At 62.5% G+C, this 12,634-nt stretch carries 15 protein-coding genes; 7 read left to right on the top strand and 8 right to left on the bottom strand.

What is annotated here, in order from left to right:
* Complete coding sequence (locus AIOL_RS23230) at positions 1-1,023, bottom strand: lysylphosphatidylglycerol synthase transmembrane domain-containing protein (protein WP_082152759.1); 1,023 nt, start codon at positions 1,021-1,023, stop codon at positions 1-3.
* A gap of 291 nt (positions 1,024-1,314) precedes the next feature.
* On the opposite strand from AIOL_RS23230, the gene folD reads away from it, so the two are divergent.
* From folD to AIOL_RS23200, 6 genes are all read left to right on the top strand, one after another.
* Complete coding sequence (gene folD / locus AIOL_RS23225) at positions 1,315-2,232, top strand: bifunctional methylenetetrahydrofolate dehydrogenase/methenyltetrahydrofolate cyclohydrolase FolD (protein WP_049645158.1); 918 nt, start codon at positions 1,315-1,317, stop codon at positions 2,230-2,232.
* 323 nt (positions 2,233-2,555) lie between these two features.
* A complete protein-coding gene (locus AIOL_RS23220; protein WP_152912662.1) occupies positions 2,556-3,263 on the top strand; it encodes a hypothetical protein in 708 nt (235 codons plus the stop codon).
* A 96-nt stretch (positions 3,264-3,359) separates the two neighbouring features.
* On the top strand, positions 3,360-4,115 hold the full coding sequence (locus AIOL_RS23215) for a class II aldolase and adducin N-terminal domain-containing protein (protein ID WP_049645156.1): 756 nt from the start codon (positions 3,360-3,362) through the stop codon (positions 4,113-4,115).
* A 38-nt stretch (positions 4,116-4,153) separates the two neighbouring features.
* A complete protein-coding gene (locus AIOL_RS23210) occupies positions 4,154-4,366 on the top strand; it encodes a hypothetical protein (protein ID WP_152912661.1) in 213 nt (70 codons plus the stop codon).
* Positions 4,367-4,369: 3 nt separating this feature from the next.
* The gene (locus AIOL_RS23205; protein ID WP_152912660.1) at positions 4,370-5,014 is read left to right on the top strand and encodes an endonuclease/exonuclease/phosphatase family protein; all 645 of its coding nucleotides are present in this window, start codon (positions 4,370-4,372) and stop codon (positions 5,012-5,014) included.
* 58 nt (positions 5,015-5,072) lie between these two features.
* Complete coding sequence (locus AIOL_RS23200; protein ID WP_049645644.1) at positions 5,073-6,059, top strand: sterol desaturase family protein; 987 nt, start codon at positions 5,073-5,075, stop codon at positions 6,057-6,059.
* Positions 6,060-6,678: 619 nt separating this feature from the next.
* On the opposite strand, the gene AIOL_RS23195 is transcribed toward AIOL_RS23200, so the two are convergent.
* From AIOL_RS23195 to AIOL_RS23180, 4 genes are read right to left on the bottom strand one after another with little or no spacing between them, the layout of a single operon-like run.
* Positions 6,679-7,302, bottom strand: a complete 624-nt coding sequence (locus AIOL_RS23195) for a class I SAM-dependent DNA methyltransferase (RefSeq protein WP_049645153.1) — start codon at positions 7,300-7,302, stop codon at positions 6,679-6,681.
* Between the two features lie 42 nt (positions 7,303-7,344).
* Positions 7,345-7,659 (bottom strand): YciI family protein, encoded by a 315-nt coding sequence (locus tag AIOL_RS23190; protein WP_049645152.1) that lies wholly within the window; start codon positions 7,657-7,659, stop codon positions 7,345-7,347.
* 30 nt (positions 7,660-7,689) lie between these two features.
* A complete protein-coding gene (locus tag AIOL_RS23185; protein ID WP_049645151.1) occupies positions 7,690-8,124 on the bottom strand; it encodes an SRPBCC family protein in 435 nt (144 codons plus the stop codon).
* On the bottom strand, positions 8,125-8,439 hold the full coding sequence (locus AIOL_RS23180) for an ArsR/SmtB family transcription factor (RefSeq protein WP_049645150.1): 315 nt from the start codon (positions 8,437-8,439) through the stop codon (positions 8,125-8,127).
* A 178-nt stretch (positions 8,440-8,617) separates the two neighbouring features.
* Here AIOL_RS23180 and AIOL_RS23175 point away from each other — a divergent pair, with 178 nt between their 5' ends.
* Positions 8,618-9,475 carry an SDR family oxidoreductase gene (locus AIOL_RS23175; protein ID WP_049645149.1) on the top strand — a complete coding sequence of 286 codons (858 nt, stop codon included), beginning with the start codon at positions 8,618-8,620 and terminating at the stop codon, positions 9,473-9,475.
* A 27-nt stretch (positions 9,476-9,502) separates the two neighbouring features.
* On the opposite strand, the gene AIOL_RS23170 is transcribed toward AIOL_RS23175, so the two are convergent.
* The 3 genes from AIOL_RS23170 to AIOL_RS23160 all read right to left on the bottom strand — a co-directional run bounded on the left by AIOL_RS23170 (position 9,503) and on the right by AIOL_RS23160 (position 12,563).
* Positions 9,503-9,691, bottom strand: a complete 189-nt coding sequence (locus AIOL_RS23170) for a hypothetical protein (protein ID WP_049645148.1) — start codon at positions 9,689-9,691, stop codon at positions 9,503-9,505.
* 109 nt (positions 9,692-9,800) lie between these two features.
* Positions 9,801-11,732: a 1-deoxy-D-xylulose-5-phosphate synthase gene (gene dxs, locus AIOL_RS23165; RefSeq protein WP_049645147.1), complete on the bottom strand. Its 1,932-nt coding sequence runs from the start codon at positions 11,730-11,732 to the stop codon at positions 9,801-9,803.
* Positions 11,733-11,744: 12 nt separating this feature from the next.
* Positions 11,745-12,563 carry a polyprenyl synthetase family protein gene (locus AIOL_RS23160; RefSeq protein ID WP_082152758.1) on the bottom strand — a complete coding sequence of 273 codons (819 nt, stop codon included), beginning with the start codon at positions 12,561-12,563 and terminating at the stop codon, positions 11,745-11,747.
* Positions 12,564-12,634: the final 71 nt, after the last annotated feature.

Below are 12,634 nucleotides of genomic sequence, written 5' to 3'. Positions count from 1 at the left end.
TCAAATTGCCTTTGCAGGTTCAGAAGTGTCGGTGGAGGCGCTTGGGCGGGTGAATGCGCCCTGGCTGTTAAGATAGAGCAAACAGATGCCGCCAACGATCGTGACCGGCAGCCAAAGCACCATATGCACCAGCACCGCAAAGGCCGTCGCGGCGACCGCCGGGTTGCCGACCAGCTGCATCGCCTGGACTACGAAGAAGTCAAACGTGCCCAGATAGCCCGGCGTTGACGGGATCAGCGTGGACAGAGTGCCCACCGGCAGCGCCAGCCATACCGCCGTGGCCTCAACCAGCATCGGAAGCGCCAGGGCCGTGCAATAGAACACCAAGCCTTCGCATATCCAGGCCACGAAGGACCACAGCACCAGCACCACCATGCGGGGTCCCTTGGCTTGGGTCGCCAGCGTTTCGAACACCTTTGTCGCGGCGGCCTCTAATTTGCGTCCAAGCCCGGCCGAGACACGCGCAACCAATCGGATTACCGCGAAGACAATCGGCGCCAACAGGCCCGGAAACAAAAGTACCGCCAGCACGCAAAGGCCCAAGGCGATCAGCCCGGTGGCCCCCATGCCCACGAGCTGCCCCGCTGTTTCGCCGCCGAGCCCGAACCAAAACAGCGCCAGCCCCAGCGCAAGCAGAAGCGTCAAAAGATCCAAAAACCGCTCTACAAGCAGGGTCGCCAGCACCGCAGAGGCGCTTTGTCCCAGCCATTTTGTGAAACCGAAGGCCCGCAAGACGTCGCCCGCCCGAAAGGGCAGCACGTTATTGGCCGCAATCGAAGCCATGAACGGCCCAAACGCGCGACCGCCCGTGATCTGCGGGTTGCCATCGCTCAACATCAGCCGCCAGCGCGCCACGCGCGCGGCATAGCCGGCGAAAAACAAAACCACTGCCGCGGCGATCCACCCGGGCTGCGACGCAGCAAGGGCGCCCCAAACATCCGCCACGTCCACATGCCGGAGAATGAGCCAGACAAAAAGCCCGGCGATCGCAACGCCTAATGCGAATTGAAACCAACGGCCCATATGGCCCTTCCAAGATGTTAGCGCAAAACCGGCAGCCGCTGCATTACTCAATTTCGAGCTAAAAGTCACCCGCTGCATTCCTATTTAGGTTGCATTTAGGCGCGCCATATCGCCGCTTTCTGGGCGATTCTCCGCTGTCCCTTGGCCGCAAAACCCTCACTGGAGAAACATGCGCGGCTTTGCCCCGCCTGTCGCGTTGGCAATTGGGTGTGTCGCTATCCCGCAGGCGCCGATGTGGCACAAGGGTGAGAAATCTGGCAAAGCGCAAAGGGGCGATTCGGGGAGGCTGACATGGCGGCAAAGATTATCGACGGAAAGGCATTTGCGGCGGACGTGCGCGGCAAGGTGACCGAGCATGTCGCGAGGCTCAAAGAAGAGCACGGCATCACGCCCGGTCTTGCCGTGGTTTTGGTGGGTGAGGACCCCGCAAGCCAGGTCTATGTGCGCTCCAAAGGCAAGCAGACCGTCGAAGTCGGCATGAACTCCTTCGAGCACAAGCTTGACATAGACACCTCCGAGGCGGACCTGCTGGCGCTGATTGATCAGCTCAATGCAGACCCAACGGTGCATGGGATACTCGTGCAGCTTCCCCTGCCGGGGCATCTGAATTCCGACCTGGTGATCAATTCGATTGATCCGGCCAAGGATGTGGACGGGTTCCACATCTCGAATGTTGGCCTGTTGGGGACGGGGCAGAAGTCCATGGTGCCCTGCACACCGCTGGGCTGCCTGATGATGCTGCGCGAGCACCATGGCTCCCTGAGCGGGTTGAACGCCGTGGTCGTTGGGCGGTCGAACATCGTCGGCAAGCCGATGGCGAACCTGCTGCTCAAGGATAGCTGCACGGTGACAATCGCCCATAGCCGGACCAAGGACCTTCCCGAGGTGGTGCGCGGCGCAGACATCGTCGTCGGCGCGGTGGGGCGTCCCGAGATGATCGTCGGCGACTGGATCAAGCCCGGAGCGACGGTGATCGATGTGGGCATCAATCGCATCGACGCGCCCGAGAGGGGCACAAACGAGGACGGCAGCGTCAAGACCCGGTTGGTTGGCGACTGCCATTTCGCGAGCTGCGCCGAGGTTGCTGGCGCCATCACGCCGGTGCCAGGAGGGGTTGGGCCGATGACCATCGCCTGCTTGCTTGCGAATACCGTAACGGCGTGCTGCCGCGCGAATGACTTGGACGAGCCGCAGGGCCTCACCGCATAAATTCTTCTTGGCGCCGAATCGCAGCAGAGTGACGGTCGCGCATCGCGTGCATTATGCGAATTCAGGACCAACACGTCCCGTTGGGCAGAGAAAGAGTGCCGCTTCGTTAATTAAACCTTGCCGTCGGCGGCGCCCAGCCCTCCCCCAAAATGGCGAGGCGCCGAGGCGGTCGGCCAGAGAATTGCGGCGCAACCCATTGATAAATTTATATAAACTATCACCAATCAAACACCTGAAAAGCGCCCCATAGCTTTACTCAATTTTAGAAGCTCAAAGTTTAAACATCCTTCTAGCCAATACTTGTAACATGGACGAGGTCTGTTTTGTTTACCCCGCTGCAAAGTTCGCCGCCTTCTGAAATAGCTGAAATTCCACCTTTGGGGGTCGAAGGCTCTCTTGTCGCCGAGCAAGAACTGTTGATCACGTTGCAGATCAACGCATCAGATCAAAAGCGGCGCGACTGGACGGTGCGAAAGGTCGCCCACAAGACCGGCGCGTTTGAGAACTGCATCACGTTTCGCACGCCTGAAACGTTAGAGAGCGCCTTTCCCGCCGCGTTCGCTGCTCTGGTGGGAAGACATCTACGGGAAAGCCAAGCCCGCCCCAATATGCTGAGCCTGCCCGATGCATTCGTGGAGCTGCAGGATCTTGTGCTGGGCGGGATGCGGATCGTGTTCTACAAATGCAGGGACGGCGTCCAGCAGGCCGTCGTTCGGTTCAAGCGCATGGTGGGGACGTTGCGCGGATTGTTTAGGGATCTGCGCTACATCGACGCCGCCGATCAGGTCTGTGATCAAACAAGCTTGCGCGCGCTGCTCGGGCTGATCCACCCTTGCCTGCAGCTGACCTCGATTGATGGCGAGACCGCGGATAGTGCCCCGCAAAGCGTGGGGAATGCGCTAGAGACGCTGCGCCGGAACCGGGATGAGCTTTCGTTTTATGAGCAGTTAATCAAACGGTACGTCACCCAAAGGGCCCGCCGAAGCGCGGGGATTGGGCCAAGCGGTCTTGAGGCGCGGATCCCAATCTGACCGTTGTTATGTCTGCGACGGCTGGCTTGTCGCCTCTGGGCTAGAAATCCCGTCAGCGGCATGGCCTAATGCGCGCATAGCTATGGAGGCCCGCGCATGTCCGTCACACAGATCCGACCGAACCTGGACCACTGGCAGGAGCGTGTCGATCTTGCCGCCGCGTTTCGCTGGACCGCGCGCCTGAACTTGCACGAGGCGGTGTCGAACCACTTTTCGCTGGCTGTGAACGACGACGGCACGCAGTTCCTGATGAACCCCAACCAGGTGCATTTCAGCCGGGTGAAGGCCTCGGAGCTGCTGCATCTGGATGCCAACGACCCCAACACGCTGGACCGGCCCGACGCGCCCGATGCGACGGCGTGGGGGCTGCACGGCGCGATCCACCGCCGCGTCCCGCACGCGCGCTGCGCGATGCATGTGCACTCGGTGCACGCCACCGTCCTGGCCAGCCTCGCCGATAGCCGCTTGCCCGCGATCGACCAGAACACCGCGATCTTCCACGACCGCGTGGTGATCGACGAGAACTTCGGCGGGCTGGCCTTTGAGGAAGAGGGCGAGCGCTGCGCCGAGCTTTTCGCAGATCCCAAGCACACCGTCATGGTTATGGGCAATCACGGGATCATGGTGATCGGCAGGACCGTGGCCGAGACCTTCAATCGGATGTACTACTTTGAGCGCGCCGCCGAGACCTACATCCGCGCGCTGCAGACCGGCCAGCCCCTGCGCTACATCCCCGACGAGATCGCCGCGCAGGTCGCCGCTGATATCGAGGAATACGACAACCAGGATGTGCGTCACCTGTCAGAGCTGAAGGCGATCCTGGACGACGAGGGTTCGAACTACGCCACTTAAGAGTACGTCGGGACCAACCGCCCCTTCAGAGACAGGATATGCGCCGAATAGTTTTGTCCTCGATAGCCGGCCTTTGTCTGGCCGCACTGGTCTTTTCCTATCTCGGCGCGCTGCACCCAGCGGGGGATCTGGTTGCCATCGCGGCGCCGGCTCTGGGGCTGTTCGGGCTCTTCGCGGCGGGGCTGCTCTGGGGCCGCGCGGGCAAGGTTCTGACATGCGTCTTCGCTGTCTTGTTGGCGCAACACGGCTGAGCGCTGCTGGCGCCGACCGGCCCGGCGGGCGGCTTTACGATCTACCAAAAGAACCTGTGGTTCCGAAACGCCGAGCTGCCCGCTCTGGCCGAAGACATCATCTCCAGCGGGGCGGATGTGGTGACGTTCCAGGAACTCTCGGACCGCAACAAGGCGATATTGGAGCTCCTGGCCAAAACCTACCCGCACGTTCATATTTGCGACTTCTCGCGCTGGAGCGACCTTGCCGTGCTGTCCCGGCACCCGATGCGCACCGGGTCCCAGCAATGCTCGCCCCGGCGCGGCCTGGCTGCGGCGCAGGTGGAGACCGACGGCGGACCGATTTGGGTGGCCTCGATCCACCTGCCATGGCCCTACCCCTATGACCAAGCCGCGCGGCTGCGGCTCATCGAACCGATGCTGGCGAAGATGGACGGCCCTGTGGTCATCGGCGCGGATCTCAACATGTTCCCTGTGACGCGTCCCAGCCGCCGGATCGCGCAGGTTTCCGGCACACGCGAGCTGCGGCCATTGCGGCCAACGCTCTTCATGCGCGGGCGGCTGCCCATGTTCATTGACCATGTGTATGCCGCCAGTGGGCGGGTGGAGCGCCGCCCTCTGCTGGGCTCGGACCATTATGGGCTGGTTGGCCACGTTCAGCCCAATTGAGGTTTGATGTCACAACATGTCTTGCCCTGACGCTGCGATCCGGGCGAAGCTCAAGGATATGAGTGAACAAGAAGCCTCGCGCTGGAACCACACTCCTGACCTGCCGATACAGGTCTCGCCCCTGTTTCGCTGGCCGCTGAGGCCAGTGGCGATCCTGCGGTGGTTCTGGGCGTCTTGGTTCCTGGTCTCAGAGAAGCTGCTGATCCTGGGCATCGCCATGGTCAGCTGGTTCTGGTTCACGCCACCGATCGAGCAGATGCAAAGCCTGGCTCTTGGCTGGGTCGCGGAGCTGTGGCTGCGAAACTTCGTCTTGATCGGCGTGGTCGCCGCGGCACTGCATTGGTGGTTTTACGCCCACCAGGGCCAGGGCACGCGGCTTAAATTCGACCCGCGCGCGATGAAGGACGGGCGCAGTTTCACGTTCGGCCGCCAGGTCTGGGACAACGCGTTCTGGACGCTCTCCAGCGGCGTCGCGGTGTGGACAGCGCTCGAGGTCTTGATGCTTTGGGCCTTGGCCAATGGCTGGATCCCCTGGCTGACATTCGCGCAGAACCCGGTCTGGTTCGTCGCGATCTTCTTTCTGATCCCGATCTGGGAGAGCTTTTGGTTCTACTGGATTCACCGCGCGCTGCATTGGCGACCGCTCTACAAGATCGCGCACCACCTGCATCACCGGAACACCAATGTCGGGCCGTGGTCGGGCATGTCGATGCACCCGCTGGAACATGTGATGTTCCTGGGCGGGGTCTTGGTGCATTGGCTGTTCGCCAGCCACCCGCTGCATATCCTGTTCCACCTGCAGTACTACACGCTCAGCGCGGTGACGACGCATTCGGGCTATGCCGCCCTGCTGGTGAAGGACAAAGAGAGGCTGGCGATGGGCACGTTCCATCACCAGATGCACCACCGATATTTTGAGTGCAACTACGGCTCGCTCGAGATCCCCTGGGACAAGCTGTTCGGCTCTTTCCATGACGGCACGGATGACGGGCGCGACCAGATGAACGCGCGGCGCAAGCGGTTGGCGGGCAAGCTGGGCGGTTAGATTCCGACCGTTCCAAGGCCGCAATCCCGTTAGAAGCAACTCCTGTCCCTGTGCGGGCTGAAGGCCAGGCAAGGGAGGCGCGCCATGTCTGACTTCAGAATCGGGAGCGAGGCCGAGCGTTGGAGCCGCCTCCGGGGGCAGGTGCGGCTGAGCCGCTTTTCACCTGGCCATTCCATCCCCTGGCTATCCTGGTCTACGCCCTGCGCTTTTCTGTGCTGGCTGCTCTAAAGCGTGCCGCCTTTAACTTGAGGCATAAGGTTGAAGGCAAACGCCCGCTAAGTCAGCGGGTTCTGCCGCGTTTCGCTTTCGTACCAGATTCAGGTTTTTTTGCGATCCTCTGAAGGTAGCCGCTCATCCGCCCTTTTGGGCGTCTTCGCCGGTCCTAGATCGGCTCCTCGTGTTTGCGACCGGCATGTTTTGAACGGGCCGCGGCAAATCCCCGCCGGGCCCAATTTTTTTAACGATTTCTTAGAATGTCACCGCGAACTTGAAACCGGGTGGGTGACGTCAGTCACCGAGCGGCCGCTCCCACCCGGATCTATGATCCGGGACGAATCACCAAGATTTTCCTAACAATCTCCAACAAAAACGCCTCGGCAGAACAAGAGCCGCGCGCGCCTTATCGCTTGCGGAAGGTCGCGATATACCCCGTATCATCCTTGTGTGCCCCGGTTGCGTTGGGCCCGTAGAAACGGACTTCTGGCAGCTCCAACGCCGCGATCCGATCCGCGAGCCCGTCCAAAGCGGCCTGGAACCCCAGCGCCTCGAAATGTTGCTTGTTGACCGACAGGGCAAACAGTGCCCCTGGCGCGGCCAGGTCCAGCAGGATCGAAATTGCCTCTGGCCCGACATGCCCGTTCGTGAAGGTGCCAGAGCTGACCACGCCCGCATAGGGCGCCCCCGGCATGTGATAGCCATCCAGCACGTCACCTGACACGAGATGGCCGTAGCAGCCCTTTCGGGCCGCCACGGCCAGCATTTCCTTTGACAGATCAGCGCCATCCAATGGCCCCACGCCGAGCTGCGTCAGCCGCTCGCCGATGAGCCCGGTACCACAGCCAAAATCAAGGACGGGCCCGGCACCACCTGCGGCCGCGAAGGCCTCGGCGACACTGGCCGGAAGGGTGAAGTCCATTTGCCCAGCGAAGTCGCTGTCATAGGACTCCGCCCAGTCGGCATAGAGCCGCTTGGTATCATCGAGTGAATTCAGCGCATATGCGCCATCAAGGCTTGGCTCAGACATCTCACACCCCCTTCAGGTTTGTGAGAGCATACACGATTCCTTTCACATTTGAATTATTTCTGCGACCTCTACGGATCCGGACCCTTCTTCGATCATAGGGCAGCCCTTTGCCATCTCGCAGGCGGCGGCCTGATCGGCGGCCTCAACGATGGTGAGGCCAGAGACCGGGTTCGCGCCGCCATCCTCAGCCACGCCGCTGGGACTGACGGTCATGGACGGCCCTGCAGGCCCCCCACCATCGGCCACCGCGTCGCCCATCGCGCCATACCAAGCGCCCCATGCGGCCATGGCCTTTTCGCCCTCCTCGGGGCTCTCGGGCGCTTTGCCGCCGTGATAAACAAACATATATCTGGGCATTCAAATTCCTCCTTATTGCGCTTCTTTGGATTACGCGTCCGACATCGCCTGCAGCTTGCGCAAGCTCGACGTCCAACCCTGGTTGTGGTTCTGCGCGGCCTCCTCGTCGGGCAGGTCCACATGGCTCAGTGTGAAATGCGTGCCGCCGTTCTGGGCCGGCACCAGCCGGATCGTCACGTGGCTCTCCACGCCGCGCTGGTCCGCCTCGTCATGCCAGGCCCAGGTAAAGCCGATGGAGTTCGGCGGATCGACATGGGTGACCTGGCCCGACACCTTAAAGCGGCCCCCGGCATCGTTCGTCATCACCGACATCCAAGGCCCGGGCTTGTCCATGGCCAGCGCGTGCTCGGTCACTTGAACCGTCTCGGGCCCCCACCATTTCAGCAGGTGCTCGGTCTTGGAGACGAAGTCAAAGACCTTCTCGATCGGCGCGGCAAAGCTGCGTTCTAGCGTCAAATTGGGCATTCAGTCGTCCTCTTTCAGGGCGGCGGCGAGCCGGTCGAGGCTGGCATTCCAGAACGCCTCATGCTCGACCATCCAGGCGTTGATCTCGCCCAGCGCTTGCGGAGCCACCGCGTAGATGCGGCGCTGCTTATCCACGCTTTGGGTGATCAGGCCGGCTTCGCGCAGGACCTTGAGGTGGCGCGAGATCGCAGGCGCCGAGATATCCGCGACGTCCTGCAGCGCGCCCGCGGCCAGCGCGCCGTCGGACATCAAGCGCTCGACAATCGCGAACCGGGTGGGGTCGCCAAGCGCGGCAAAGGTCTTTGGTAGGGTCATTGGGTCATTAATTCCTAATTCCATTAATTAACTATTACGTAAATAAATGTCAGGTCAAGCCCGAAGTCTCGGCAAATTTATCGCGCCGCCCCGCGCTGGGGCCCTTTAATTCTCTCCGGATCGGTGAATAACTCGCGCGGAACGCCCGGTCGGGGCGGGTGTAAGCAAAGGCGCGCATATGCAGAAAACGCTGCTCTCATTTGGTCACGGGTATTCCGCGCGGGCGTTGGCGCGCCTGCTCTTGCCGCAGGGCTGGCGGGTGATTGGCACGACGCGGTCCGAGGCAAAAGCCGAGACCATCCGCGACGAAGGGGCCGAGGCGCTGATCTGGCCCGGCTCGGACCTCGCCGAGGCGCTAAGCACCGCGACGCATATCCTGATCTCCGCGAGCCCGGGGCCAGAGGGCGACCCCGTTTTGAACGCCGCGCGGGCACAGATTGAAGGATCCCGGCCCGAATGGGTCGGCTACCTCTCCACGACGGGCGTGTATGGCGACCATAATGGCGGGTGGGTGGACGAGACCGCCGACCTGACCCCCGCGACGCGGCGCGGTCAGATGCGCGTGGAGGCAGAGAGCGCCTGGCAAGCGCTGGCCGCTGACGCCGATCTGCCGCTGCACATCTTCCGGCTCGCTGGGATCTACGGGCCCGGTCGGGGGCCCTTTGCAAAGGTGCGCGCAGGCACTGCGCGGCGCATCATTAAGCCCGGCCAGGTCTTCAGCCGCATCCATGTCGAGGACATCGCCCAGGTGCTTGCCGCCTCCATCGCGCGGCCCAACCCCGGCGCGATCTACAACCTCTGCGACGACGACCCAGCGCCGCCAGAGGACGTGATCGCCTATGCCGCCCAGCTGCTGGGCGTGCCCGTACCGCCCGCAATCGACTATGAGGCCGCGGACATGACACCCATGGCCCGCAGCTTTTACGCGGAATCAAAGCGCGTCCGCAACGAGCGGATCAAGGCAGAGCTTGGCGTTGTTCTGAGATACAAAAACTACCGAGACGGGCTACGCGCCCTTCTCGGTGACGATAGCTAACATGACAATCGCGGTCTCAGGCGCAGGTTAGCCGCCGACGCCGAGATATATGATCGTCAAGAAGGTCATTAGAACGCCGACCCATTCGTCTGATCCGGCCGATTCCACAGCGTCCACGACAACCACGTCCGGTGCCACCACCGGATCATGCAACCCACCAGAAAAAGCAGAGGTTGCGAGCAGCGCGAATGCGCCCGTTAGGATGAGTTTTTTCATGTTACCGCCCCGTTTAGTACGTGTCTCTCATCTACCTGTGGGCGGGTTTCTTTCTAACAATTCGTGCAGTTTTCCGGTCCGTCCTGCAAGTTTGTGTTGATTTCCGGCATCAGGCGCGCCGATCTGCCAGGTTATCCACATTTAGAACCGTGAGTATCTTAGCTTGAATGTCGGCGGCGTTAAGCTTTGCGACCGCATACATGTCGCTGGGGCTGGCCTGGTCGATGAATGTGTCCGGCAGGACCATGGACCGAAACTTCAGACCGGTATCAAATACGCCCTCATCGGCGAGCAGTTGCGCCACATGGCTGCCAAAGCCTCCGACCGCGCCCTCCTCGATGGTGACGAGCACGTCGTGCTCGGCCGCGAGCGCCAGGATCAGGTCGCGATCCAGCGGCTTGGCGAAACGCGCGTCGGCCACGGTCGGCGCGATACCCTGCGCGCCCAGATTGTCCGCCGCCTCCAGAACCTCTTTCAGCCGCGCCCCGAAGGACAGGATCGCCACGCCCTTGCCCTCGCGCACCAAGCGGCCCTTGCCGATCTGCAGCACCTCGCCGCGCTCCGGCATCTCGACGCCAACGCCCTCGCCGCGCGGGAAGCGGAACGCTATCGGCCCCTCGTCATGCGCCACCGCCGTGGCGACCATGTGCTTGAGCTCCGCCTCGTCAGCGGCGGCCATCACCACCATGCCGGGCAGGTTCGCCATGAAGCCGATGTCATAGGCGCCCGCATGGGTCGCGCCATCGGCGCCCACCAGCCCGGCGCGGTCAATCGCGAAGCGCACCGGCAGGCGCTGCAGCGCCACGTCATGGACGACCTGGTCATAGCCGCGCTGCAGGAAGGTCGAGTAGATCGCGCAGAAGGGCTTCATCCCGCCCGCGGCGAGCCCCGCCGCAAAGGTCACCCCGTGCTGCTCGGCGATGCCTACGTCAAAGCACCGGCTGGGGTAGCGCTCGGCAAAAAGGTTCAGGCCCGTCCCGTCCGGCATCGCGGCGGTCACGGCGCAGATCTTGTCGTCCTCGGCGGCTTCCTCAAGAAGCGCCTGCGCGAAGACCTTGGTGTAGCTGGGCGCATTCGAGGGCGCCTTGCGCTGCGCGCCGGTCACCACGTCGAACTTGGACACCCCGTGCCCCTTGTCGCGGGCCGTCTCGGCGGGGGCGTAGCCCTTGCCTTTCTGCGTGACCACATGGATCAGCATCGGCCCCGTGGCGCGGTCCTTCACGGTGCGCAGCACCGGCAGGAGCTGCTCCAGGTCATGCCCGTCGATGGGGCCGAGATAGCTAAAGCCCAGGCTCTCAAAGAATGTCCCGCCCACGGCCATGCCCTTGAGCATCTCCTTGGCCCGCCGCGCGCCTTCCTGGAAGGGCTCGGGCAGCAGGCTCACGGCCCCCTTCGCGGCGGCCTTCAGCTCTTGGAAGGGTGCGCCCGCATAGAGGCTGGACAGGTAGCTCGACATCGCGCCCACAGGCGGGGCGATGGACATCTCGTTGTCGTTGAGGATCACAAAGAGGCGCCGCTTGAGGTGGCCCGCGTTGTTCATCGCCTCATAGGCCATGCCCGCGCTCATGGCGCCATCGCCGATCACCGCGATCGCATCGCCCAGCGCAGGCTCGGCCGCCCCGCCCAGATCACGCGCCACGGCGAAACCCAACGCGGCAGAGATCGACGTCGAGGAATGCGCCGCCCCGAACGGGTCATAGGCGCTCTCGGACCGCTTGGTGAAGCCGCTCAGCCCGTCCTTCTGGCGCAGGGTGCGGATGCGGTCGCGCCGCCCGGTGAGGATCTTATGCGGGTAGCATTGGTGCGAGACGTCCCAGATCAGTCGGTCCCGCGGCGTGTCAAAGACCGCATGCAGCGCCACGGTCAGCTCCACAACGCCCAGTCCCGCGCCCAGATGCCCGCCGGTCTCGGAGACCGCCGAGACGGTCTCGGCGCGCAGCTCATCGGCCACGCGGCACAGCTCGGCGTCGCTCAGCCTTTTGAGGTCCGCCGGGCTCTGCACCCGGTCCAGTGTCGGTGTCTGTGGTCTGTCGTCGGCCATGGATGCCTCGCCTTAGCTCTGGCGCGAGATAACGAAGCGCGCGGCCTCTCTCAAGGTCTCAGCCTCGTCACCATAGATAGATAAGCACTCTATAGCCTCTGTCACCAGCTCCTGGGCGCGGCGTTTCGCCCCGTCTAGGCCCAGATGGCTGACAAAGGTGGCCTTTCCGGCGCCCGCGTCCTTGCCCACGGCCTTGCCCACGGTGGCGGCGTCGCCCTCGACATCGAGGATGTCGTCGGCGATCTGGAAGGCGAGGCCGATCTTGTGCCCGTAGAGGCCCATGCGTTCGGTCGAATGGTGGTCTGCCAGATCTGGAATGTTGGTGAAATACGGCCCAACCAGGCATGGCAATTCAATTAGCTTGCCAGTTTTGTGCGCCTGCAGATCAAGAATGTCGTCAAGGCTTAAGGGTTCCTTCGCGTTCTCAGCCGCTATATCCAGTGCCTGCCCCTTAACCATGCCTCCGTTCCCGGCGGACATAGCTAGCATAAAGGCGAAATGCGCGCGCTGAGTATCGCTGCCGACAGTCGACTTTTCCTCGCCGAATTTTCCATACGGGTGCAGTGCGAGTTCAAAAGCAAGCGCTTGAAGGGCATCCCCCGCAAGCACCGCCGTGGCTTCGTCCCACTTTTTATGAACGGTCGGCTGGCCACGTCGAAAATCGTCGTCATCCATGCAAGGCAAGTCATCATGCACAAGCGAATAGGCGTGCATCGCCTCAATCGCCATGGCGGGTCGGATCGCCGTCTCCTCGGGAACCTGGAACAACTTAGCGCTCTCCAGTGCTAAGAATGCACGAAATCTCTTTCCGCCTACCAACGCGTAGCGCATTGCTTGATGCAATGGCAGAGACCCGCCCACTCGGGCGGCAATCTTCCGGTCGATCAGCTTTCTCGTATGTG

This window comes from Candidatus Rhodobacter oscarellae (assembly GCF_001078595.1).
Classification (GTDB): Bacteria; Pseudomonadota; Alphaproteobacteria; order Rhodobacterales; family Rhodobacteraceae; genus Rhodobacter_B; species Rhodobacter_B oscarellae.
The sequence above is the reverse complement of the archived record's forward strand: the minus strand, read 5'-3'. Positions and strand labels throughout refer to the sequence as shown.